The sequence below is a fragment of the Pseudescherichia sp. L3 genome, from assembly GCF_024656065.1.
Taxonomy (GTDB): Bacteria; Pseudomonadota; Gammaproteobacteria; order Enterobacterales; family Enterobacteriaceae; genus Pseudescherichia.
Map to the genome: position 1 here is coordinate 2,176,990 of NZ_JANKYC010000001.1, position 23,676 is coordinate 2,200,665.

At 58.1% G+C, this 23,676-nt stretch carries 22 protein-coding genes and 1 tRNA gene; 9 read left to right on the top strand and 14 right to left on the bottom strand.

The window, feature by feature from the left end; genetic code table 11:
* Positions 1–46: 46 nt before the first annotated feature.
* On the top strand, positions 47–1,054 hold the full coding sequence (flk, locus tag NR795_RS10580; RefSeq protein ID WP_144817399.1) for a flagella biosynthesis regulator Flk: 1,008 nt from the start codon (positions 47–49) through the stop codon (positions 1,052–1,054).
* An 82-nt stretch (positions 1,055–1,136) separates the two neighbouring features.
* A complete protein-coding gene (locus NR795_RS10585) occupies positions 1,137–2,201 on the top strand; it encodes an SDR family oxidoreductase (RefSeq protein WP_257758175.1) in 1,065 nt (354 codons plus the stop codon).
* 52 nt (positions 2,202–2,253) lie between these two features.
* Here the strand turns inward: NR795_RS10585 and NR795_RS10590 are convergent, their stop codons facing one another.
* Both NR795_RS10590 and fabB read right to left on the bottom strand, forming a co-directional pair.
* Complete coding sequence (locus NR795_RS10590; RefSeq protein WP_257758176.1) at positions 2,254–3,684, bottom strand: 6-phospho-beta-glucosidase; 1,431 nt, start codon at positions 3,682–3,684, stop codon at positions 2,254–2,256.
* Between the two features lie 151 nt (positions 3,685–3,835).
* Complete coding sequence (gene fabB, locus NR795_RS10595; RefSeq protein ID WP_144816900.1) at positions 3,836–5,053, bottom strand: beta-ketoacyl-ACP synthase I; 1,218 nt, start codon at positions 5,051–5,053, stop codon at positions 3,836–3,838.
* 158 nt (positions 5,054–5,211) lie between these two features.
* On the opposite strand from fabB, the gene mnmC reads away from it, so the two are divergent.
* Entirely contained in the window at positions 5,212–7,224 is a 2,013-nt protein-coding gene (mnmC, locus tag NR795_RS10600) for a bifunctional tRNA (5-methylaminomethyl-2-thiouridine)(34)-methyltransferase MnmD/FAD-dependent 5-carboxymethylaminomethyl-2-thiouridine(34) oxidoreductase MnmC (protein WP_257758177.1), read from the top strand.
* An 86-nt stretch (positions 7,225–7,310) separates the two neighbouring features.
* Here mnmC and NR795_RS10605 read toward each other — a convergent pair whose 3' ends face one another.
* The 6 genes from NR795_RS10605 to prmB are packed head-to-tail and all read right to left on the bottom strand — an operon-like array spanning position 7,311 to position 11,862.
* Entirely contained in the window at positions 7,311–7,586 is a 276-nt protein-coding gene (locus NR795_RS10605) for a YfcL family protein (protein ID WP_144816896.1), read from the bottom strand.
* Positions 7,587–7,613: 27 nt separating this feature from the next.
* Positions 7,614–8,165 carry an elongation factor P hydroxylase gene (locus tag NR795_RS10610; protein WP_257758178.1) on the bottom strand — a complete coding sequence of 184 codons (552 nt, stop codon included), beginning with the start codon at positions 8,163–8,165 and terminating at the stop codon, positions 7,614–7,616.
* Entirely contained in the window at positions 8,162–8,974 is an 813-nt protein-coding gene (locus NR795_RS10615) for a sulfite exporter TauE/SafE family protein (protein ID WP_144816894.1), read from the bottom strand. The genes NR795_RS10610 and NR795_RS10615 overlap by 4 nt, the downstream gene beginning before the upstream one ends.
* Entirely contained in the window at positions 8,974–9,798 is an 825-nt protein-coding gene (gene mepA / locus NR795_RS10620; RefSeq protein WP_257758179.1) for a penicillin-insensitive murein endopeptidase, read from the bottom strand. The genes NR795_RS10615 and mepA overlap by 1 nt, the downstream gene beginning before the upstream one ends.
* 3 nt (positions 9,799–9,801) lie before the next feature.
* Complete coding sequence (aroC, locus tag NR795_RS10625) at positions 9,802–10,887, bottom strand: chorismate synthase (RefSeq protein ID WP_144816889.1); 1,086 nt, start codon at positions 10,885–10,887, stop codon at positions 9,802–9,804.
* A 42-nt stretch (positions 10,888–10,929) separates the two neighbouring features.
* Positions 10,930–11,862, bottom strand: coding sequence for a 50S ribosomal protein L3 N(5)-glutamine methyltransferase (prmB, locus tag NR795_RS10630; protein ID WP_257758180.1), 933 nt, complete (start codon positions 11,860–11,862; stop codon positions 10,930–10,932).
* Between the two features lie 166 nt (positions 11,863–12,028).
* Here prmB and smrB point away from each other — a divergent pair, with 166 nt between their 5' ends.
* Positions 12,029–12,580, top strand: coding sequence for an endonuclease SmrB (gene smrB / locus NR795_RS10635; protein ID WP_257758181.1), 552 nt, complete (start codon positions 12,029–12,031; stop codon positions 12,578–12,580).
* An 80-nt stretch (positions 12,581–12,660) separates the two neighbouring features.
* On the opposite strand, the gene sixA is transcribed toward smrB, so the two are convergent.
* The 4 genes from sixA to NR795_RS10655 all read right to left on the bottom strand — a co-directional run bounded on the left by sixA (position 12,661) and on the right by NR795_RS10655 (position 17,275).
* Positions 12,661–13,146, bottom strand: coding sequence for a phosphohistidine phosphatase SixA (gene sixA / locus NR795_RS10640; protein WP_144816882.1), 486 nt, complete (start codon positions 13,144–13,146; stop codon positions 12,661–12,663).
* Positions 13,147–13,356: 210 nt separating this feature from the next.
* The gene (gene fadJ, locus NR795_RS10645; RefSeq protein ID WP_374544164.1) at positions 13,357–15,504 is read right to left on the bottom strand and encodes a fatty acid oxidation complex subunit alpha FadJ; all 2,148 of its coding nucleotides are present in this window, start codon (positions 15,502–15,504) and stop codon (positions 13,357–13,359) included.
* A 17-nt stretch (positions 15,505–15,521) separates the two neighbouring features.
* Positions 15,522–16,832, bottom strand: a complete 1,311-nt coding sequence (gene fadI / locus NR795_RS10650) for an acetyl-CoA C-acyltransferase FadI (protein ID WP_257758182.1) — start codon at positions 16,830–16,832, stop codon at positions 15,522–15,524.
* 158 nt (positions 16,833–16,990) lie between these two features.
* Positions 16,991–17,275, bottom strand: a complete 285-nt coding sequence (locus NR795_RS10655) for a YfcZ/YiiS family protein (protein WP_042389495.1) — start codon at positions 17,273–17,275, stop codon at positions 16,991–16,993.
* A 371-nt stretch (positions 17,276–17,646) separates the two neighbouring features.
* Here NR795_RS10655 and fadL point away from each other — a divergent pair, with 371 nt between their 5' ends.
* Positions 17,647–19,008: a long-chain fatty acid transporter FadL gene (gene fadL / locus NR795_RS10660; RefSeq protein ID WP_257758183.1), complete on the top strand. Its 1,362-nt coding sequence runs from the start codon at positions 17,647–17,649 to the stop codon at positions 19,006–19,008.
* Between the two features lie 92 nt (positions 19,009–19,100).
* Here the strand turns inward: fadL and mlaA are convergent, their stop codons facing one another.
* Positions 19,101–19,859: a phospholipid-binding lipoprotein MlaA gene (gene mlaA / locus NR795_RS10665; protein ID WP_042389492.1), complete on the bottom strand. Its 759-nt coding sequence runs from the start codon at positions 19,857–19,859 to the stop codon at positions 19,101–19,103.
* Between the two features lie 306 nt (positions 19,860–20,165).
* On the opposite strand from mlaA, the gene NR795_RS10670 reads away from it, so the two are divergent.
* From NR795_RS10670 to NR795_RS10685, 4 genes are all read left to right on the top strand, one after another.
* On the top strand, positions 20,166–21,110 hold the full coding sequence (locus tag NR795_RS10670; RefSeq protein WP_257758184.1) for a formate/nitrite transporter family protein: 945 nt from the start codon (positions 20,166–20,168) through the stop codon (positions 21,108–21,110).
* 75 nt (positions 21,111–21,185) lie between these two features.
* A tRNA-Arg gene (locus NR795_RS10675) sits at positions 21,186–21,257 on the top strand.
* A 71-nt stretch (positions 21,258–21,328) separates the two neighbouring features.
* Complete coding sequence (locus tag NR795_RS10680) at positions 21,329–21,571, top strand: DUF4160 domain-containing protein (RefSeq protein WP_144816871.1); 243 nt, start codon at positions 21,329–21,331, stop codon at positions 21,569–21,571.
* Positions 21,555–21,803, top strand: coding sequence for a DUF2442 domain-containing protein (locus NR795_RS10685; RefSeq protein ID WP_222888429.1), 249 nt, complete (start codon positions 21,555–21,557; stop codon positions 21,801–21,803). The genes NR795_RS10680 and NR795_RS10685 overlap by 17 nt, the downstream gene beginning before the upstream one ends.
* 136 nt (positions 21,804–21,939) lie before the next feature.
* On the opposite strand, the gene mqo is transcribed toward NR795_RS10685, so the two are convergent.
* Positions 21,940–23,586, bottom strand: a complete 1,647-nt coding sequence (gene mqo, locus NR795_RS10690; protein WP_257758185.1) for a malate dehydrogenase (quinone) — start codon at positions 23,584–23,586, stop codon at positions 21,940–21,942.
* Positions 23,587–23,676 lie beyond the last annotated feature (90 nt).

The window sequence follows — 23,676 nt, forward strand, 5'->3', positions numbered from 1 at the left end:
CAGACCGTTACGCGAGCCGCATACGTAAGAGAGAAGGACAGAGATGATGCAACCCATTCAGGGTGCGCCGGCGCGCCCTCCCGGGCAAGAGCCGACCACCCCCACCACAGCCGCAGGCGACCAGCCCCTCTCCACCCAGCAGCGCACGGTGCTGGAGAGGCTGATTACCCGTCTGGTGGCCCTGACGCAGCAGCAGAGCGCCGAAGTCTGGGCCGGGGTGAAGCACGATCTGGGTTTAAAAAACGACGCTCCCCTGCTCTCCAGGCACTTCCCTGCCGCCGAGCAGAGTCTGACCCAGCGCCTGGAGGGTGCCGTCCAGAATAGTGCTAACCGTCAGGTGCTCTCACAGCTGACGGAGCTGCTGGGCCAGGGCAACAATCGCCAGGCGGTGAGCACGTTTATCCGCCATCAGTTTGGCCAGACGGCGCTTAGCCAACTCTCTCCCGAGCAGCTTAAGACCGTGCTGGTGATGCTGCAGAAAGGCGAGCTGGCGATCCCCCAGCCGCAGCAGCGCCCGGCCACCGATCGCCCGATGCTGCCTGCCGAGCACAATACGCTGAACCAGGCGGTCACCAAGCTGGCTGCCGCCACGGGTGAGTCCAGCAAGCTTATCTGGCAGTCGATGATTGAGCTTTCCGGCGCGAAAACCGGGGAGCCGATCCCGGCCAGGCAGTTTGCCCACCTCCTGACATGGCTGCAGGCGCGCCAGACGTTGAGCACCCAGACGGCGCCGACCCTGCATACGGTGCAGTCGGCCCTGAAGCAGCCGCTGGACGCGCGCGAATGGCAGAGCATGCAGGATTATGCCCAGCAGACGTATCAGGTCACGCCGCAGACGGTGCTGACCACCGCCCAGGTGCAGGATCTGCTCAACCACATCTTCCTGCGCCGCGCCGAGCGCAACGAGGCCCTGCTGGAGCCGCGTAATATTCAGCCGATCTACAATCCGCTGTTCGCACCGGTGATGGAGTCGGTCAAGTCGCTCTCTGCCCGTCCGGGCCTGATTGCCCTCGCGCTGCTGGTGGTGATGGCAGTGATCTGGCTGGTGATTTAACGCGCACCTGACGCAGATAACCGGGATAAGAACGCAATTCTCTATTAGGCTTTTTATCTGACCTGGTTATGAGGAGAGCGCGATGCGCAAAAAAGCATTGATAGTGGGTATCAGCGGCGTGATTGGACGCGCCCTGGCAGAGAAGCTGTTGGAAGAGGGCTGGGAGGTTACCGGCCTGTCACGCGGACGCGGCGACGTGCTCGCTGGCTGTACCAGCCTGACGGCGGATCTGACCGATGCGGCGGCGGTCAACGAGGCGCTGAAGTCGGTCAAACCGGATGCGCTCTTCTTTAGCGTCTGGGCGCGTCAGGAGAGTGAGAAAGAGAATATCCGTGTGAACGGCGCGATGGTGAAAAACGTCATTGAGGCGCTGGGTAACCGTCTGCACGGCGCGCACGTGGCGCTGGTCACCGGGCTTAAGCACTATCTTGGTCCTTTTGAAGCCTACGGCAAAGGTGCCGTACCGGTGACCCCTTTCCGTGAAGAGCAGGGTCGACAGCCGGTGGAGAACTTCTACTATGCCCAGGAGGATGCGCTTTTCGCGGGAGCCGAGAAGTATGGCTATCGCTGGAGCGTGCATCGTCCGCATACCATTGTCGGCTATGCGCTGGGCAATGCCATGAATATGGGCCAGACGCTGGCGGTGTACGCCACCCTGTGCCGGGAAAAAGGCTGGCCCTTTATCTTCCCAGGCTCCCCTGAGCAGTGGAACGGCGTGTCGGACGTGACCGATGCTGGCCTGCTGGCCGAGCAGCTGGAATGGGCAGCCACCAGCCCGACGGCAGCCAACCAGGACTTCAACGCCGTTAACGGGGACGTATTCCGCTGGAAGTGGCTGTGGCCGCGCCTCGCTGCGTATTTTGGTATTGAGGCCGCGCCCTACCCTGAGAAGATGATGCCCCTGGAGGGTCGAATGCTGGAGGCCGAGGCCGCCTGGCGGACGATTGCCGCGCACCATCAGCTGCGTGAGGCGGACATCAACAAGCTGGTCTCATGGTGGCATACCGATGCCGACCTGGGCCGTCCGATGGAGGCCTTTACCGATATGAGTAAAAGCCGCAAGGCCGGGTTTATCGGCTATCGCAGCACGCTGGACTCTTTTACCGGGCTGTTCGATCGGCTGAAGAGCGAGCGAATTATCCCCTGATGCCGTGCCAGCCAGCCAGCCAGTCAGCGCCGCCGCTGACTGGCTTTTCCCGCTACAGGTTCTCGCCGTTGCTTCTGATCACCTCTTTATACCAGTCGAACGATTTTTTCTTGCTGCGCGCCAGCGTGCCTTTACCTTCATTGTCCTTGTCGACATAGATAAAGCCGTAGCGTTTTTTCATCTCGCCGGTTCCCGCCGAGACCAGGTCGATGCAGCCCCATGGGGTGTAGCCCATCAGATCGACACCGTCTTCCTCTACCGCCTTCTTCATTTCGCGAATATGGTCGCCCAGGTAGGCGATGCGGTAGCTGTCGTCCACCGTGCCGTCCGCCTCCAGCTTGTCGATAGCGCCAAAGCCGTTTTCGACAATAAACAGCGGCAGCTGATAGAGATCGTAGAAGTAGTTCAACGAGTAGCGTAACCCCACCGGATCGATCTGCCACCCCCAGTCGGAGGCTTTTACCCACGGGTTAGTGACCAGGCTTTTGGTTTCGTCATAGTCAAGGCGAGGATTATCCTCGGTGGCTTTGGTGGCAAACGACATGTAGTAGCTAAAGCCAATGTAGTCGACGCAGCCGCGCTGCAGGATGCGCAGATCCTCATCGGTCATATCGAGGTTGAACGCTTTCCGCGCAAAGTAGTTCAGAGTGTGTTTCGGGTAGTAGCCCCGAACGTGCACGTCGGCAAACCAGTAGCGGCGATGCATGGCGTTGACCGACATCATCATGTCGTTGGGATCGCAGGTGAGCGGATAGACCGGACACATGGCGATCATGCAGCCAATCTGGAACTCCGGGTTAATCGCGTGCCCGGCCTCCACCGCCAGCGCGCTGGCCACCAGCTCGTAGTGCGCGGCCTGATACATAATCCGCTCGCGATCCTCACCCGGCTTATAGTGCAGCCCGGAGTTGGTGAACGGCGCGAAATCCTCGTTGAAGTTGGCCTGGTTGTTGATCTCGTTAAAGGTCATCCAGTACTTCACTTTCTTCTGGTAACGGGTAAAGACGGCTTTGGCAAAGCGAACGAAGAACTCAATTGTCTGCCGGTTGCGCCAGCCGCCATATTCGGTGACCAGGTAATAGGGCATCTCAAAGTGTGAAAGGGTGATCACCGGCTCGATGTTGTACTTCAGGCACTCGTCGAAGAGATCGTCATAGAACTGCAGCCCGGCTTCGTTCGGCTCCAGCTCATCGCCGCGAGGGAAGATGCGTGTCCAGGCGATAGAGGTACGGAAGCATTTAAAGCCCATCTCCGCAAACAGCTTAATGTCCTGCGGGTAGCGATGGTAAAAGTCGATGCCTTCATGGTTGGGATAGTATTTCCCCTCGATGACGCCTTCGGTAATTTCTCGCGGCACGCCATGCCGCCCGGCGGTCATCACGTCGGCAACGCTAACGCCTTTGCCTCCCTCCTGCCAGCCGCCCTCCAGCTGATGCGCGGCCACCGCCCCGCCCCAAAGAAAATCTGCTTTAAATCCAGGCATCTGTACCCCCTCTTCGTTGGAATCTACTGGAGGATAGCAACCGATGCGGCAGATTGCCGGACGCATGTCACATAATTGCCCCTGGCTTTGGCCATCGCTTGAGCATAAAAAAAGGAGCCAGAAGGCTCCCTTTTATGTTGCCGGAAGGCAATTATTTGTTCAGCTTGCGCATCACCAGCGTGGCGTTGGTGCCGCCAAAGCCGAAGCTGTTGGACATTACGGTGTTCAGCTCACGCTCGGTCGTCTCGGTGACGATATTCAGGCCTTCTGCTTTCTCGTCCATCTCATCGATATTGATGCTTGGGGCGATAAAGCCGTGTTCCAGCATCAGCAGAGAGTAGATGGCTTCCTGCACGCCCGCCGCGCCCAGCGAATGGCCGGTCATGGCTTTGGTAGCAGAGATAGCCGGGCTGTTGTTGCCGAAGACTTCACGGATCGCACCCAGCTCTTTCACGTCGCCTACCGGAGTAGAGGTGCCGTGGGAGTTCAGGTAGTCGATCGGCGTGTCCAGGCCGTGCATCGCCATCTGCATGCAGCGCACCGCGCCTTCACCGGATGGAGCAACCATGTCAGCACCGTCGGAGGTGGCGCCGTAGCCCACGATCTCCGCATAGATGTGCGCGCCGCGTGCCAGAGCGTGCTCCAGCTCTTCCACCACCACCATACCGCCGCCGCCTGCAATAACGAAACCGTCACGGTTAGCGTCGTAGGTACGGGAGGCTTTCGCCGGATCGTCGTTGTACTTAGTAGAGAGCGCGCCCATCGCGTCGAACTCACAGGCCATTTCCCAGCCCAGCTCTTCGCCGCCGCCAGCAAAAACGATGTCCTGTTTGCCCAGCTGGATCTGCTCAACCGCGTTACCGATGCAGTGTGCGGAGGTCGCACAGGCGGAGCTGATAGAGTAGTTGACGCCGTGGATTTTGAACGGCGTGGCGAGACAGGCGGAAACCGCTGAACCCATCGCTTTGGTCACGACATAGGGGCCAACCGCTTTCAGGCCGCGCGGGCTGCGCATGGCGTCCGCACCAAAGACCTGTGCTTTGGACGAGCCGCCCGAGCCAGCGATCAGGCCAACGCGTGGATTATTCTGGTAAACCTCTTCGCTCAGGCCAGCATCAGCGATGGCCTCCTGCATAGAGAGGAAGGCGTAGATGGCGGCATCGTTCATGAAACGGACCACTTTGCGGTCAATCATGCCCGTGGTGTCCAGTTTTACATTACCCCATACGTGGCTGCGCATACCAGAATCGTGAAATTCCTGGGAGAAAGTGATCCCTGAGCGCCCTTCACGCAGAGATGCGAGGACTTCCTGCTGGTTATTACCGATGCTGGAAACGATGCCCAAGCCAGTAATCACTGCACGTTTCATTCAATACCTCTGTCATTCGCACTATTATAAGATTCGATTCGCAAGATAGCGTACAGTTGTACGCCGAACAAGTCCGATCAGCCAATTTCTGGAGAAATTTGCGCCAGCGGGCCGACATCGTTAAGATCGTGCCACTGCCTGCCACGCGAGTAACTTACGTGAAACAAACCGCTATACAATCTGCCAACCTCGAATTCAACGCTGAGGGTACACCTGTTTCCCGAGATTTCGACGACGTCTATTTCTCTAATGATAATGGACTTGAGGAGACACGCCATGTTTTCCTCGATGGCAACCAGCTCGCCACCCGTTTTCCCGTGCATCCGCGCCCGCTGTTTATCGTTGCCGAAAGCGGCTTCGGCACCGGGCTAAACTTTCTTACGCTGTGGCAGGCGTTTGATGCGTTTCTGCTCGCACACCCGCAGGCTACGCTGCAAAGATTACACTTCATCAGTTTTGAAAAATTTCCGCTAAAGGCCACGGATTTAGCCCAGGCGCACCGACACTGGCCCGAGCTGGCCCCCTGGGCGGAGCAGCTTCAGGCGCAGTGGCCTGCCGCCCTGCCGGGCTGCCATCGTCTGCTGCTGGCAGGCGGACGCGTTACGCTCGATCTCTGGTTTGGCGATATTAATACACTAACCGATGCGCTGGATGATTCCCTCAACCAGAAGGTTGATGCCTGGTTTCTTGACGGCTTTGCCCCGGCGAAAAACCCGGAGATGTGGACGCCGTCGCTGTTTAGTGCCATGGCCCGTCTGGCGCGTCCCGGTGGCACGCTCGCAACCTTTACCTCCGCCGGTTTTGTCCGCCGGGGATTACAGGAGGCGGGCTTCACCATGCAAAAAAGAAAAGGATTTGGCCGCAAGCGCGAGATGCTAACCGGTGAGATGCAGCAAACGCTGAACCCCGTATCGCGCACGCCATGGTTTGCCCGCACGCCGGCAGCGGGTCAGGAGGCAGCGATTGTCGGCGGCGGCATTGCCAGCGCTCTGCTCTCACTCTCTCTGCTGCGCCGGGGCTGGCAGGTGACGCTCTACTGCGCCGACGAGACGCCCGCTCAGGGAGCGTCCGGCAATCGCCAGGGAGCGCTCTATCCCCTGCTGAGCGCCCACGATCCGGCTCTGGCCCGCTTCTTCCCGGCCGCCTTTACCTTTGCCCTCAGGCTGTACGATACCCTGCCGGTTGAGTTCGACCGCGACTGGTGCGGCGTCACTCAGCTTGGCTGGGATGAAAAGAGTCAGCAGAAGATTGCCCAGATGCTTAGTCTGGCCCTCCCTGCCGAGGTGGCCGTGGCGGTAGATGCCGAAGCGGTGAAGGCGACCACAGGGGTCGATACCGGCTGCGGCGGCATTCAGTACCCGGCAGGCGGCTGGCTCTGCCCGGCCCAGCTTACCGCCGCCGCGCTGGCGCTGGCAGTTTCTCAGGGCCTGCGCGTACAGTATCAATCCGAGGTTAACGCCCTCATCGCCACGGAGAGGGGCTGGCAGCTGACGTTTACTCAAGGCGAAAGCGCCTGCCATCAGACGGTGGTGCTGGCGAACGGTCACCGCGTCAATCAGTTTACCCAGACGGAAAACCTGCCGGTCTACGCCGTCGGTGGCCAGGTGAGCCACATCCCTGCCCGCCCTGGAGTGTCGGCGCTGCGTCAGGTGCTGTGCTATGACGGCTACCTGACGCCGCAGAATCCCGCTAACGGCGAGCACTGCATCGGCGCGAGCTACCATCGCGGTCAACAGGAGGCGAGCTACAGCGAAGAGGATCAGCAGCACAATCGCCAGCGGTTAATCGACTGCTTCCCCGAGGCGGAGTGGGCAAAAGAGGTAGACGTCAGCGGCAAGTCCGCCCGCTGCGGCGTGCGCTGCGCCACACGCGACCATCTGCCTATGGTGGGTAACGTTGCCGATTATGCAGCTACCGTGGAGAACTATGCGGAGCTGGCTGAGCAGCAGGAGCACGCCGTTTCGGCCCCAGTGCATGCAGGGCTGTATATGCTTGGCGCGCTGGGTTCACGCGGGCTATGCAGCGCTCCGCTGGCGGCAGAGATCCTGGCGGCGCAGATGAGCGACGAGCCGATCCCGCTGGAGGCGGAGACCCTCGCGGCGCTGAATCCAAATCGTCTGTGGGTAAGAAAACTGCTGAAGGGTAAGGCAGTGAAACGCGCTGAGTTGTAACGAGGGTTCGCCGGGCGGCACTGCATTTGCCCGGCCTACAGGCCCCTAGGCCCGGTAAGCATCGCGCCACCGGGCAAAATTGCACCTTAAGCCAGCGCCTGCTGGTAGAGTCTCTCCCACATCTCCAGCACCAGCACCTGATCGCGCGGAGAGAGCTCGCCGCCCTGAATCGCCTGCTCAAGGCTGGAGGTCACCTGGGCGTACACCGCCTCCGGGGAGTGATCGTCACCGTTTTCCAGCACGGCGACGGCCAGCGTCAGGTGGCCGCTCAGGTAACCGCTGGCGAAAAGCTCATCGTCACTGGCGTGCTCAACCATGTCATCAATTAACGCCAGAATGCGTGATTCAAATTCCGCGATCATCTTCTTTCCTCTTTAAAAACCGTGGCGCTAGTTCAGATCGTTCGGCCACGGAAACTGGTCTGCCGTTAAAGACGGCGTGTGATAATAATCCTGTAATGCCTTGATAAAGCGGGCCGGACGCTCGGGGATCCCCTGCTCCAGCCAGGTCATCACCTGGGCATGCACCCGGCGCTGAAAGGCAATGCGATCCGGCTCGACGTCGCCTTCAAGGTTGTCGCAGCTGACGTTAAACGGGAAGCCCGCGGCCACGCAGAAGAGCCATTCAAAGGACTGAGGTTTCACCTCGACGTCCTCAAACTGTCCCTGGGTAGCGGCATCGCGACCGTCCGGGCAGTACCAGTAGCCAAAATCGACCAGCTCCCGGCGTGCCTTGCCAGCGACGCACCAGTGTGAAATCTCATGCAGCGCGCTGGCGTAAAAGCCGTGGGCAAAAACGATCCGGTGATAGTCGACCTCGTCGTCAGCCGGAAGGTAAATAGGCTCGTCGTCGCCCTTCACCAGGCGCGTATTAAAATCATCGGCAAAGCAGCCGTTGAAGATCCCAATCAGCTGCTCGTAGCGGTGTGTCGTACTGCTCATGCGTGTATCCCCACCCAGTGGAGGATCTCCTGTCCGTGGCTATCAAAAAGAAGTTTGGCGCTCATCACTGCCGAGACGATAACAATCATCGGGCGGATCAGCTTTTGCCCTTTGCTCAGCACCAGGCGCGAGCCGAAGCGCGCACCGATAAACTGCCCGGCAAGCATCACAAATCCGGTGGCCCACACCACCTTGCCGCCGATGATAAACAGCAGCAGGCCGCCAATATTGGAGGTGGCGTTGAGTAGCTTGGCGTGGGCGGTGGATTTCGCCAGATTGAAGCCGCAAAGCGTCACGAAGGCCAGGGCGTAAAACGATCCGGCGGCTGGGCCAAAGAAGCCGTCGTAGAAGCCTACGCAGCCGCCAGCCACCAGCGCAAATGGCAGGCCGTAGAGGCGGCGCTGCCGATCCTCTTCCCCGAGCTTCGGCATCAATAAGAAGTAGAGCCCGATACAGATGATCAGTACCGGCAGGATCTGGCGCAGCACGTCGGACTGGACGTGCTGTACCAGCAGCGCCCCCGCCATTGAGCCGATAAAGGTCATCAGAATATTCAGCTTCTGATCGCCCAGGCTCACAACTCCACGGCGCAAAAAGTAGAGAGAGGATGAGATGGAGCCGCCGCAGGCCTGCAGCTTGTTAGTCGCCAGCGCCTGGGCGGGGGTCATGCCCGCCGCCAGCAGCGCCGGGATGGTCAGCAGCCCACCGCCCCCCGCCAGAGAGTCAATAAACCCGGCCAGAATGGCCACAAAAAAAAGCACTGCCAGCAGCAGCGGAGAGACCAAAAAGAGATCGCTAAAATTTTCCATTAAAGTACATGCTCGTCCAGTAGCGCCTGGCAGGAAGGCGGCAACGGCGGCGGTGTCTTCTTCTCAGGCTTCGTTGAGGCAGGTTTAGGCGGTTCAAACCAGCTTTGCAGCTCTGCACCACAGCCGTCTCCCGGCGGCGGCAGAGGTTGATCGACGCACTCCAGGCTATCTGCCGGGCAGCGCAAACGCACGTGCATATGCGCCCGATGCTGGAACCACGGACGCACCTTGCGCAGCCAGTCGCGATCGGTTCCCGCGTCTTCGCACAGCCGCTGCTTAATGGCCGGATTAACAAAGATGCGCGTCACGTCGTTATCTTCCGCGGCCAGCTTAATCAGATGGTTGATTTCCGGCTGCCACAGGGAGGAGACAACGTGCTTGCCGTCCTGAGAGACCAGATCCAGCGCCTGGGGCTTCAGCAGCTGCGCCGCGGTCCAGCGCGTTTTTGGCAGCTGTAAGAAGATATCGACGTCCAGCCCGGTCTGATGGCTGGCGTGGCCGCCGTTGAAGCGCCCCCCAGCGGGCATGCCCATATCCCCTATCAGCACCGTTCCGAGGTTGAGATTGTGCACCCGCCCGCTGAGGCGTTGAATAAACTGCACCAGGTCGGGATGGCCAAAGTAGCGGCGCTGATCGGTGCGCATCACCTGATAGGCGTCAGACTGGATCGGCAGCGCGCTGGCGCCAACGATACAGCCATTAGAGAAGGCCCCTATCGACTGCACGCTACCGGCAATCGGCTGGGAGATTTTTTGCCACGGCGTCGCCGCAAGCGTGGTATGGCTGGCGAGCACCGCCAGCAGCGCAATAAGCGTTTTTTTCATCGTTTACCAGCGTGGGAGGGTTGTCGTCACGTCCGCGTTTTGCGCCCGCTGGCGCATAAAGTGATCCATCAGAACAATTGCCAGCATCGCTTCGGCGATGGGGACGGCACGGATACCTACGCAAGGGTCATGACGGCCTTTGGTGATCATCTCCACCTCTTCCCCGGTGCGGTTGATGGTTTTTCCCGGCACGGTAATGCTGGAAGTCGGCTTCAGGGCGATATTGGCGACAATCTGCTGGCCGCTGCTGATACCGCCGAGAATGCCGCCCGCGTGGTTGCTGGTAAAGCCCGCGTGGGTGATCTCGTCCCGGTTTTCGCTGCCGCGCAGGGCTACCGACGCAAAGCCTTCGCCAATCTCCACGCCTTTCACCGCGTTGATGCTCATCAGCGCGTGGGCAATATCGGCATCGAGACGGTCAAACACCGGCTCGCCCAGCCCCGGCGGCACGCCGTCGGCGACCACGGTGATCTTCGCCCCAATAGAGTCGCCCTCTTTTTTCAGGGCGCGCATCAGCTCATCAAGCGCTGCAATCTTGTCTGGATCCGGGCAGAAGAACGGGTTCTGCTCAACCTGGTCCCAGGCTTTGATCTCCAGCGGGATATCCCCCATCTGGGTCATGCAGCCGCGAACGGTGATGCCCAATTTCTCTGCGAGGAATTTTTTTGCGATCGCCCCTGCCGCCACGCGCATGGCGGTTTCACGCGCCGACGAACGGCCGCCGCCCCGGTAGTCGCGCAGGCCATATTTCTGCTCGTAGGTGTAGTCAGCGTGGCCTGGACGGAAAACATCTTTGATGGCGCCGTAGTCCTGCGAGCGCTGGTCAGTATTCTCAATCAGCAGGCCGATGCTGGTACCGGTGGTGACGCCCTCAAAAACGCCGGAGAGGATCTTCACCTGATCCGGCTCGCGGCGCTGGGTGGTATAGCGTGAGGTGCCCGGACGGCGGCGATCCAGATCGTGCTGCAGATCGGCTTCGCTCAGGGCGATCCCGGGTGGTACGCCGTCGACAATGCAGCCGAGCGCCAGGCCATGTGACTCCCCGAAGGTGGTCACGCGAAAGAGTTGTCCAATACTGTTTCCTGCCATCACGGCTCCACTGTCGTTATGTAACTATGTATTATGGTTTTATTAATCTTTGTAGATGCTGAAATGCTCCCGGGCCGCCAGCAGCTGCGCTTTAGTCAGCATAAAGACGCCGTCGCCGCCGTTATCGAACTCAAGCCAGGTAAAGGGCACCTCAGGGTACTGCTCTATCAGATGTACCATGCTGTTGCCGACTTCACAAATCAGCACGCCGTTGTCGGTGAGGTAGTCTGGCGCACAAGCAAGAATGCGGCGCGTCAGCTTCAGACCGTCGCTGCCGGAGGCCAGGCCCAGCTCAGGCTCGTGGCGATACTCGTTAGGCAGATCCGACATATCCTCTTCATCCACGTAGGGCGGATTGGTGACGATCAGATCGTACTGCACCTTAACCAGGTCGCGGAACAGATCGGAGCGGATAGGCGTCACGTTATGGATCAGACCGTGCTCTTCGATATTGTGCTCGGCCACGGCCAGCGCCTCGGTAGAGATGTCTACGGCGTCAACTTCCGCTTCCGGGAACTCGTAGGCGCAGGCGATAGCGATGCAGCCGCTGCCGGTGCACATATCCAGAATATGCTGCGGCTGGTGGTTGATAATGCCGGCAAAGCGGCTGGTGATGAGTTCGCCAATTGGTGAACGGGGCACCAGCACGCGCTCATCGACATAGAACTCGTGGCCACAGAACCAGGCTTTGTTGGTCAGATAGGCGACCGGGATACGCTCGTTGACGCGGCGGATCACGCGCTCAACGATACGGTGGCGCTCGCTGGAGGTCAGGCGCGCGCTGCGCATATCTTCTGGAATATCCAGCGGCAGGTAGAGGGTTGGCAGCACCAGCTGCACCGCTTCGTCCCACGGGTTGTCGGTACCGTGCCCGTACCAGATGTTTGCCGCGCTGAATCGGCTGACCGACCAACGTAACATGTCCTGAATGGTGTGCAGCTCACTCACTGCTTCATCGACAAATATTTTATCCACGCTATCCTCCGGGACATGCCTTGCTATAAATTCGGCGGCTAGTTTGCCATGAAGACGCCGATAAATCAGCATTCTCGCGCACAGCCAGCCGGAAAAAAGCATTTTGCCTGAACACAGAGCGCGGCGAGTCGGGTAAACTGAAAAAAATCAGAAATGAGATGAATGAATGAAGAAGAAAACATCACTTAGCGAGGCGGATCAGACCCTGTTCCGCCAGTTGATGACCGGTACGCGCCAGATCAAGCAGGACACCATTGTGCACCGTCCCCTGCGCAAGAAGATCAGCGACGTGCCGGTCAAGCGACTGCTTCAGGAGCAGGCCGACGCCAGCCACTACTTTTCTGATGAATTCCAGCCGCTGCTCAACACCGAGGGGCCGGTAAAGTACGTTCGTTCGGACGTGAGCCACTTTGAAGTAAAGAAGATGCGGCGGGGAGACTATTCGCCGGAGCTCTTTCTTGACCTGCACGGCCTAACTCAGCAGCAGGCCAAGCAGGAGCTGGGCGCGCTGATCGCCGCCTGCCGTCGGGAACACGTCTTCTGCGCCTGTGTGATGCATGGTCATGGGAAGCACATCCTGAAACAGCAGACGCCGCTGTGGCTGGCGCAGCATCCACACGTGATGGCCTTCCACCAGGCGCCGAAAGAGTACGGCGGCGATGCGGCACTGCTGGTGCTGATCGAGGTCGAGGAGTGGCAGCCGCCAGAACTCCCATGATGAGCGGCCCAGATACCGCGACCAGATGCCAGAAATGACAAGAGCCGCATAAGCGGCTCTTTAGCGATGGCCAGGCAGTGTTAAATCGCCTTAGCCATTTTCAGGTTGCAGGGGCTAACCTGCCAGTTTAAGGTCCCCTTCCCTTCGCCATCCAGCGTCACGCTGGCAATAGCAGAGGTCAGGAACATCGGCGGCGTCTCTTCCGGGCAGAGCTCGGAAACCAGGTAGCCGACCAGCGGCAGGTGAGAGATCACCAGCACAGAGGCGACGCCTTTACTGGCGAGCGCATGAAGATAGTCGCCAACCAGAGCCACGTCGCCGCCAGGTGTTAACTCAGGCAGCACATCAACGCTGTCCGGCAGGTTCATACACTCCCCTACCTTCTCCAGCGTCTGTTCAGCGCGCAGGAACGGACTGACCAGCACACGCTCAACGTTTACTTTTTGTCCCTTTAACCAGGTCGCCATTTGACGGGACTCATCACAGCCACACAGCGTTAAAGGACGTACCGAGTCACTGGCTGCTTCGAGAGCAGCGTCGCCGTGACGCATGATAAAAACTTGCATATTGCACCGCTTTTGTTAACCAGAAGCACTGATATCGCCCGAGCAGAACTGCGTAAACGCATCGGGAAACAGCAGTGGCCGGGCATTGTGCCTTATCCATTCGTCGAATGAAACGCTGTGTTTTACCTCAACGGCGTAACTCTCGTCAATCTCTGTTTATAAATTGAACAGCATTGACCTATTCAACGCCAGATTTACCCTTACCAGACCTTAACTTACCCGCTCGGCCTCCTTGTTCGGCCAGAACGTAGTGCCGTGCTGCGCCATGTGTAACAAAATCTCACAGGGCATAAAACGATCGCCGTACTGGGCGGCTAAACGCTGAAGGGTCGCCACCACGTTATCTGCCTCCAGGCGATCCATGTAGCGGAACGGCCCGCCCAGAAACGGCGGAAAACCGATGCCAAACACGGCGCCAATATCACCATCGCGCACGCTTCTGATAACCTTCTCATCGATACAGCGTGCCGCTTCATTAAGCATCATCATTACGCAGCGTTCAGCCACCTGAGCTTCGGTTAAACGCCCGCTGCCTGCGGCACCTACCAGCGGGTAGATTGTAGGATCCACCTGTTTCTTGCTTGTACGCCCTTTCGCGTCATAAAGATAGAAACCCCGGCCATTTTTTCTGCCTTTGCGATCGTCATTCAAAATTGCACTGACGACATTTGCGGGCGGTGAAAAACGTTCTCCATATGCCGCTTCAAGCACAGGTATAATTTTAGTGCCGGTATCGATTCCTACCTCATCCAAAAGTTGGATCGGGCCAACCGGGAAACCAAACTTTACCAGCGCGTTATCAATGTGCTCTACACGCTCACCCTCGGTCAGCATCTGCATCGCTTCGTTAATATAGGGGGCAAGAATACGGTTAACGTAGAACCCGGCCTTGTCCGCTACCACCACAGGCGTTTTACCCTGCTTTTTCGCCAGCTTCACCGTGGTGGCGATGGTTTGCTCATCCGTGCCAGCGTGGGGAATAATCTCAACCAGCGGCATCTTCTCCACCGGACTAAAGAAGTGCAGGCCAATAACCTTCTCCGGACGTGCCGCGCGAGCAGCGATATCGCCAATCGGCAGGGAGGAGGTATTGGAGGCGAAAATAGTGTGCGGCGCGCAGTGGGCTTCAACATCGGCGACCATCTGCTGCTTCAGACTTAACTCTTCAAATACCGCCTCAACGATCACGTCCCGCTGAGAGAAGCCGCGATAGTCCGTCGCGCCTGAAATCATCGCCATCTGGCTGTCCCGCTCGCTGGATCTGATATGGCGGCGGCGCACTTTTTTATCAAGCTGCTGCCAGCTATATTTCAGCGCATGGTTGATGCCCGTCGGGTTAATATCCTTGATGCGCACCGGTAGCCCGGCCTTGCTGGCGGTGACAAACGCGATGCCGCCTCCCATCAGGCCGCCGCCCAGCACGCCCACTGACCGCAGCGGGCCAGGTTCAACGCTGCTACCCGGATCCTTTTTGATCTCAGTGGTGGCAAAGAAGATCTGCCGCAGCGCCTGGGACTGGGGCGTCATGGCCAGCTCGCCAAAGGCACGTGCCTCGGCCGTATAGCCGCTACCTTTGCCCTGCGCCAGCCCGATATGAATAACGTCCAGAATGCGCGAGGCCGCCGGATAGTTGCCGTGGGTCTTCTGCTGGGTCTTTTTACCCACGAAGTGGAACAGCAGCGCGCGCCCAAGGGGGCCTGCGAGAATGCGCTCTTTTACCGGCAGCCGACGGCTCACGGGTCGCCCCTTTAGCGCCAGCGCCGCCGCTGCGTCCAGTAAAATAGCGTGAGGAACGACGTCATCCACCAGCCCGACCTTCCGTGCCTGGCGGGCCCGCAGCTGCTTGCCGGTGAGGATCATCTCCAGCGCCGTGCTGACGCCCACCAGACGTGGCAGACGCTGGGTTCCCCCTGAACCAGGAAGCAGCCCCAGCTGCACCTCCGGCAACCCCAGCACCGTTTTCGCGTCGTCACTACAAACGCGCCCGTGGCAGGCCAGCGCCAGCTCAAGGCCGCCGCCGAGGCAAGGCCCATGGATAGCGGCAATCACCGGAATGGTGAGCGCGTGAATATCAGACATAATTTTCCGCCCCTCATACGCCAGCGCTTCAGCCTGCTGGGCAGTGGTGCAGCCGTCAATCATGTTGATATCGGCCCCGGCAATAAAGTTATCCGGCTTGGCAGAGATAAACACCACGCCGCGCAGATCTTTATTATCACGGATCGCTTTTATGATGGCGCGGACCTGGCTGCCAAATTCCGCCTTAAGGGTATTCATCTTTTCGCCGGGCACGTCGATCGTGACGACAGCGATATTGTCCGGCCGCACGCTAAGGGTAAATGCGGAGGGGGTTGCCATTTCAATCTCCATGTCCATTATTCGGCCTCCAGAACCATTGCCGCACCCAGCCCACCGGCGGCGCAGGCGGTCACCAGCCCAAAACCGCCTCCGCGACGACGCAGCTCGTGCAGCGTCTGGGTAATCATCCGCGCGCCGGTAGCGGCAAAGGGGTGCCCGTAGGCAATAGAGCCGCCCAGTACGTTAAACCGACTCTCGTCGACGTCACCAGTGGCACGATCGCGCCCCAATACTTCGCGGGCGAAGCGGTCGCTGGCCATAAGCTTCAGGTTAGCCAGCGTCTGGGCGGCAAAGGCTTCATGCATATCAAACAGGGTAAGATCGCCAAGCGTGAGCCCGGCACGCTCCAGAGCCAGCGGCGTAGACCACGCCGGGCCGAGCAGCATGTCCTGCTTCACGTCAATGGCGGTAAAGGCATAGCTGCGCAGGTAGCCGAGCGGGGTTAGCCCCAGCTCACGGGCGCGGGATTCGGTCATCAGGATCACCGCCGCTGCGCCGTCGGTGAGTGGCGTACTGTTAGCAGCGGTTACCGTGCCGTGCTGACGGTCAAAGGCCGGACGCAGCCTGGCGTAGTCGGCGAGCGACGCGTTGGCCCGCACCGTATTATCCTGAATAAAAGGCTCGCGATACGGGGGTGCATAGGCGGTCATCACCTCCTCCGCCAGCCTGCCATCGGCCCACGCCTGAGCCGCACGCTGATGGGAACGGTGCGCGAACACGTCTTGCTCCTCGCGGCTGATGCCATAGGTTTTCGCCATCTGCTCGGCGGTATCCCCCATGCGCAGCCCGGTCGAGTACTCGGCAACCGCAGGCGGCACCGGAAGCAGATCGCGCAGACGCAGGCGAGAGAGAAGCTTGAGCTTTTGCCCGCCGGAGCGAGCCTTGCTGAGATCGACCAGAGTGCGCGCCAGCGTTTTGCTGACGCCAATCGGCAGGACGGATGAAGAGTCGGCTCCCCCGGCAATACCGGCGCGGATGGTCCCCGCCAGCAGGCTTTCGGCAACGTTTGCTACCGCCTGAAAGCTCGTAGCACAGGCGCGGCTCACGCTGTAGGCATCGGTATGCACGTTCATCCCGGTTCCGAGCACGATTTCGCGGGCAATGTTAGGCGCCTCGGGCATCTGGACAACCTGACCAAAAACCACCTGCTCAATGATTTCTGGCGCAATTTCGCTGCGCGCCAGCATCTCACCCACGGCCATCTTGCCCAGTTCGATGGCGGTGACGCCATGAAAGGCGGTGGCCTGGCGGGCAAACGGGGTGCGTAACCCGCTAACAATGGCTATACGATCGCCCTGACGGGTGACAAGCGGTAATGCCTGACTCATAACTCTCCCCTGTTGACATACTGCGCAAAGTGGTCTGACCTGCTAATAGTCTTAACCATTTTTTTACATTTAGCCAAGCGGAGAGGCGAAAAAATGCGAGCTAAAACACAGAGAAAAGCGGAGATAACGCTCCCGGTAGCGGGAGCGTTAGAGGAAGATTAACGCAGGCCCAGCTGGAAGATCAGGGTTTCAGCTTCACAGGCAAAAACGAAGTCGATATCGAGCTTAACGCCACCGTCAACCTCGGTGAAGGTTGGGGTAATTTCACACGGCTCAGACTCGACGCCGCGCGCTTTTTCCGTCAGCGCTGCCAGCGTCTCTTCGGCCTGGGCGCGGTCGGTGAACACACGGCTGTAAGAGGCCGTGCAGTCGCTGTTGTCCATGATGGTACCAACGTCCATACAGCAGCAAACGGGGGTTTCATCAGCACTGCATTTACTCATATTGAAAGTCCTCTCTCATTCGCACGTAGCGTGCCCGATAAATAGTGAGGGTATTTTACGCGCTGACGGTTACGGTCTCCAGTTGTTAGCGCTCCAAAAGTGGGTAAGTGACCGATATCACACTTAAAAATGATCTGGCGCAATAATCACCTTTCTCTCTCATTGATAACCGTCGCGTTTTTGCCAGCCAGATCGCGTTTCCGTGATCACATTTAAAAATACTTATAAACATACTTGCAACATTCGGGCTGGTCAGACCTATACTCTCGCGACTGGTCTGATTTGTATGTCGTAGCTCAGACCCTACACTCCGCGCTCCTGTTACGGCATGTAACATTTATTGTATAAAAATAAATTATGAGGTTATGGTCATGAGCCAGAAAACCCTGTTTACCAAGTCTGCACTCGCAGTTGCAGTGGCAATTGTCTCAACACAAGCCTGGTCAGCAGGCTTCCAACTTAATGAGTTCTCTTCCTCTGGCCTTGGCCGTGCCTACTCAGGTGAAGGCGCTATCGCTGATGACGCAGGCAACGTTAGCCGTAACCCCGCCCTGATTACGATGTTTGACCGCCCTACTTTCTCTGGCGGCGCTATTTTTGTTGATCCGGATGTGGACGTCTCCGGCGTCTCTCCGTCTGGCCGTAGCCTGGATTCGGATAACATCGCGCCGACGGCGTGGGTGCCTAACCTGCACTTCGTTGCGCCGATTAATGACCAGTTTGGCTGGGGCGCGTCCCTGACCTCTAACTACGGTCTGGCTACCGACTTTAACGACACCTACGCCGCAGGGTCGATGGGTGGTAAAACCGAGCTGGAAACCATCAACCTGAACCTCAGCGGTGCCTATCGTCTGGATAACCACTGGAGCTTCGGCGTTGGTTTTGACGCGGTATATGCGAAAGCGAAGCTGGAGCGCTACGCCGGTGACCTCGGTCAGCTCACCGCAGGCCAGCTCAGCCGCACCCCAGGCTTTACGTCCGCCACGCCGCAGGGCGCAGCGCTGCGCTCGATTGCTGGCTATGCCAATAGCCTGACCAGCGATACGCAGATTGCTTACCTGAAGGGTGACGAGTGGGGCTTCGGCTGGAACGCCGGTATTCTTTACGAGCTGGATAAAGACAACCGCTACGGCCTGACCTACCGCTCTGAGATCAAAATTGACTTTGACGGTGACTACCGCAGCAGCCTGAACCCGGCCTTTAACAGCTTCCTGGGGCCGCGCGGCCTGCCTTCCGGCACCGGTGGCAACACCATCGACGGTGCGCTCAACCTGAACCTGCCAGAGATGTGGGAAATTTCAGGCTATAACCGCGTGGCGCCGAAATGGGCCGTACACTACAGCCTCGCCTACACCAGCTGGAGCCAGTTCCAGGAGCTGAAAGCGAAGAACAGCGACGGCGGCACCCTGTTCTATAAAGATGAGGGCTTCCGCGACTCCTACCGCCTGGCGCTGGGTACTACCTACTATATGGATGATAACTGGACCTTCCGCAGCGGTATTGCCTACGATGACAGCCCGATCCCGGCTGACAAACGCTCTATCTCTATTCCGGACCAGGATCGCCTCTGGCTGAGCGCGGGTACCACCTACGCCTTCAATCAGGATGCCTCCGTGGACGTCGGCGTCTCCTATATGCATGGTCAGAAGGTGAAGTTCACCGAAGGCCCGTATAACTTCCAGTCTGAAGGCAAGGCCTGGCTCTACGGCGCAAACTTTAACTACGCGTTCTAAAACCAGGCGTTCTAAAACCAGGCGTTCTAAAACCGCGACGCGCATAAAAAAAGGTGAACTTCGGTTCACCTTTTTTATTGCCTTGCGCCGTATTATTCGGCGTCGATATCCTGCAGATCGCCCTGAATCGCCTGCGCGTTCGGGTTCTCCTCGGGCTTCAGCTGACCACCGTTGGCGATAAAGTCATGCTGCTGGAAGTAAGCCTCGCGCACCAGAATATAAGGGTCCGAAGACTGGCGCAGCAGGCCGTCGGAGTCCAGCAGCTGGGCGCGGGTCTCAACGCCCTCTACTGCCCATTTGCCTACCGACAGCGGCCATGTCAGCCAGGAGAGCACTGGATAGAGCGTATCCGCCGCATCGCCGCCGTCTTCACGCAGCGTAAAGCTGCCGTAGAAAGGCAGCTGCACATAGGGGCCGTAGCCGACGCCATAGTGACCCAGCGTGCTGCCAAAACGGCGCGGCACGGTGCGCTGCAGATCTTTGTTCGCCATACCTGCCACGTCGATAAAACCACCCATGCCCAAAATGGTGTTCAGGAAGAAGCGGGTGAAGTGCTTCATCCCCTGGTAGGGATCGCCCTGCAGGAAGGAGTTCACCATGATGGCGGGCTCTTCAAGGTTGCTGGTGAAATTGCTCAGGCCGTTTCGCGCGGGCTGCGGCACGTAATCACGCCAGGCGACCGCCACCGGACGCAGAACATAGGGATCCACCACGTTAAAGTTGAAGTTGTACATGGTACGGTTGAACCCTTCCAGCGGATCCGAACGTCCCTGAGGCTCACCGGAATCAGAGCTGGCACAGCCCACCAGTAGCGTCGTGCCCAGCGCGAGCGCCGTCAGGCGAAATTTCATAGATGTCTCCCTGTAAAATTTGGCGATGACTGAATGCCACCTGTGACGGCACAACTGCACCGCGCCCCGGCGAACGCCGTAGAATACGCAAGCGATTGTATCAGCACGTTTTAAGATGTCCATGCGTGCGGAATAGCGCGTCGGTCTGATTTCAGCATAGCCTGACTTTGACTTTCTTCTCTGTTTCGCTATCCATTTTAAACTCGCCAGCAGATAACGCCGTTGCGATAGGTGCGCTTCGCAGCAAAATTAGCGGATACCGCTACGCTTATAGCATTAAAGTGAGTAAGAGAAAGGTGACCCATCGTGGACGAATTAAAAGAAGATAAGATCGACAAGGAATCTGAGGATCTGGCGGAAGAAGAGATTGAGGTAGAGAGCGAGGAGAACAAGCGCGGCGAGGAGATAGAGGTAAATGAAGAGGAGCTCCCCTCACGCGCGATGGCGATCCATGAGCATATTCGCCAGGACGGTGAGAAAGAGATGGAGCGCGATGCCATGGCCCTGCTGTGGTCGGCTATCGCCGCCGGGCTGTCGATGGGCGCATCGCTGCTGGTGAAGGGGATCTTTCATGTCAAGCTGGACGGCATTCCCGGCAGCTATGTTCTGGAGAGCTTCGGCTACACCTTCGGCTTTATCATCGTCATTATGGCTCGCCAGCAGCTGTTTACGGAGAATACCGTAACCGCCGTGCTGCCGGTGATGCAGAACCCGACCTGGAAAAATGGCGGCCTGCTGCTGCGCCTGTGGAGCCTTGTGCTGCTGGGCAACCTGATCGGCACGGCGATTGCCGCCTGGGCGTTTGAGTATATGCCGATCTTTGATGAAGCCACGCGGGATGCCTTTGTTGAAATCGGTATGGAGGTGATGAAAAACACTCCGGCCGAGATGTTTGCTAATGCCATTATCTCTGGCTGGCTGGTCGCCACCATGGTGTGGATGTTCCCGGCCGCCGGTTCGGCGAAGATCGTGGTGATTATTCTGATGACATGGGTTATTGCGCTGGCGGACACCACCCATATTGTGGTGGGTGCGGTGGAGATCTTCTACCTCGTCTTTAACGGCACCATTCCCTGGACCGACTTCCTCTGGCCCTTCGCCATTCCGACCCTGGCAGGCAACATCTGCGGCGGTACCTTTATCTTCGCCCTGCTCAGCCATGCGCAGATCCGCAATGATATGAGCAACAAGCGCAAGGCTGATATGAAAGCCGAGGCCGAAGAAGCCAAAAAGAAGATGAATAAGGCGTAAATGGTGACACTTTAAGCAGTCGGGCGGCAGTGAGCTTAACGCAACGACCAAATAGCGTTATACTCGTGCCGCCTCGTCCCCTTAGTTAAATGGATATAACGAGCCCCTCCTAAGGGCTAGTTGCAGGTTCGATTCCTGCAGGGGACACTTCGCTTCTCTTCTGATAAAGTTAATCTCTATAGCGCAGTAAACATCCCCGCCACATTGAGAACATATCTATGCCTGTCATACTAAGATTCAAAGGGTATCAGTTCTTTTTCTATTCGAATGAGGGCGATCCCCGTGAATCTGCACATATCCACGTGCGGGGTTCTGATGGTGAAGCTAAGTTCTGGTTGACGCCCGATGTGCTCCTTGCACGCAATGACGGCTTTAATGCTCGCGAGCTGAAAGAGTTGGTGGGTGTGGTCGAAGAAAACCACAAAATGTTGATGGAGGCCTGGAATGACTATTTCCGCTAAAAATATACGCTTCGATGAGTACAACATGTGGGTCGAACTAAGCGATGCCCGCACACTGGGCGTACCCCTGGCATGGTTCCCGAAACTCATGCATGCCAGCCCCGATGAGCGCAATGACTACGAGTTAAGTCGCCGTGGCATTCACTGGGATAGCCTTGATGAGGATATCTCAATTGAAGGGTTACTGGCTGGCCGTGGCGATGTGACGTTCAAACCGCATAGCGCTGCATAGAATTCCATCGCGCGGTAACGCTTGTCTTCCCGTTACTGCTGTTCTATTTCCTCCCCCTGTTGTCAGCAACACGCAAGAAAACCCATAAAAAAGCCCCCGGCGCATAGCGGCGGGGGCTGACATAAGAGCTTAACGCTTACAGCGCCATGTCGTGCTGGGCAGGCGCGGCTTCAGCCGGTTTTGCCTGCGGCATGGACTGCGCCGCGTCCTTCATCTGAATGACCGGTGGTTTGGTCAGGTTCAGCGTAGAGGCGGTTTCATCCCAAACCTGCTGGGTGAGCGCTACGTTGCCGTTCAGCTTCTGGCCATAGGTCGGTACGATGGCGTGCAGTTTTTCCTGCCACTGCGCAGAAGCAAACTGTGCCGGGAAGAGCTGCTTGATCACATTGATAGAGATAGGCGCGGCGGTAGATGCGCCAGGCGATGCGCCGAGCAGCGCCGCCAGGGTTTTCTGCCGATCGGTAACGATTTCGGTACCGAGCTTCAGCACGCCGCCTTTATCTGCATCTTTCTTGATGATCTGCACGCGCTGGCCTGCCTGGATCAGTTTCCAGTCCTCTTTACGCGCCGACGGATAGTACTCTTTCAGCGCCTCGAAGCGGTCATCATCGCTCAGCATCACCTGACCAATCAGGTATTTCACCAGATCGAAGTTATCCAGACCGACATCGGTCATCGGCATCACGTTCTTGGTGGTCGTGGTGCTCAGCAGATCAAAGAACGATCCCTGTTTGAGGAATTTAGTGGAGAAGGTGGCGAACGGCCCAAACAACACCACGCGTTTGCCATCAAGGAAACGGGCATCCAGGTGCGGGACCGACATCGGCGGCGCGCCCACGGAAGCCTGACCGTAGACTTTCTCGTTGTGCTGACGGGTGATTTCCGGGTTCTCGGTTACAAGGAAGGACCCCCCTACCGGGAAGCCTGCGTAGTTATCCGCTTCCGGAATACCGGTTTTTTGCAGCAGCTTCAGCGCGCCGCCGCCAGCGCCGATAAAGACATACTTCGCGTCAACCGCACGATCTTTACCGCTCTTCACGTCGGTAATAGTCACGTGCCAGGAGTTGTCACCGTTACGTTTAAAATCAGTTACTTCTGCACCGGTTTCCAGCGTGAAGTTGCTGGTCTTTTTCAGGCTGCCGACCAGCTGACGGGTTATCTCGCCATAGTTAACGTCGGTCCCGACCGGGGTCCAGGTAGCAGCAACGCGCTGCTGCGGATCGCGGCCTTCAATGATGAGCGGCGCCCATTTTTTGATCTGCTGCTGGTCGGTAGAGAACTGCATGCCCTGGAACAGGGTCGTCTGCTGCAGTGCCGCGTAACGCTTGGTCAGATAGTCAACGTTGTCGCCCCAGACAAAGCTCATGTGTGGGGTAGAGTTGATGAAGGAGTGCGGGTCGTTCAGCACGCCGCGCTTCACCTGAGATGACCAGAACTGGCGCGAAATCATAAACTGCTCGTTGATCTCCAGCGCTTTGGTCACGTCAATCGAACCGTCTGCACGCTCAGGCGTGTAGTTCAGCTCCATGTTGGCGGAGTGGCCCGTACCAGCGTTGTTCCAGCCGTTAGAGGATTCCAGCGCAACGCCGTCCAGTTTCTCAACCATGACCTGTTTCCAGTCAGGCTGAAGTTCCTGTAGCAGCGTACCCAGAGAGGCGCTCATGATACCGCCACCAATCAACAGAACGTCTGTTTTCTCAGCAGTGTCTTCAGCATGGACGTTAGCGGCAACAAGCATCGCGATAAGCGAAAAAGCGGGAACTACTTTTCTGAAATGTGACATCTGTTATTGCAATCAACTTAATTTGAACAAATAGAGGATTATTTTAACAAATTAACTAACAATTTAAAGCATTATTAAAAGAAGCTGCCC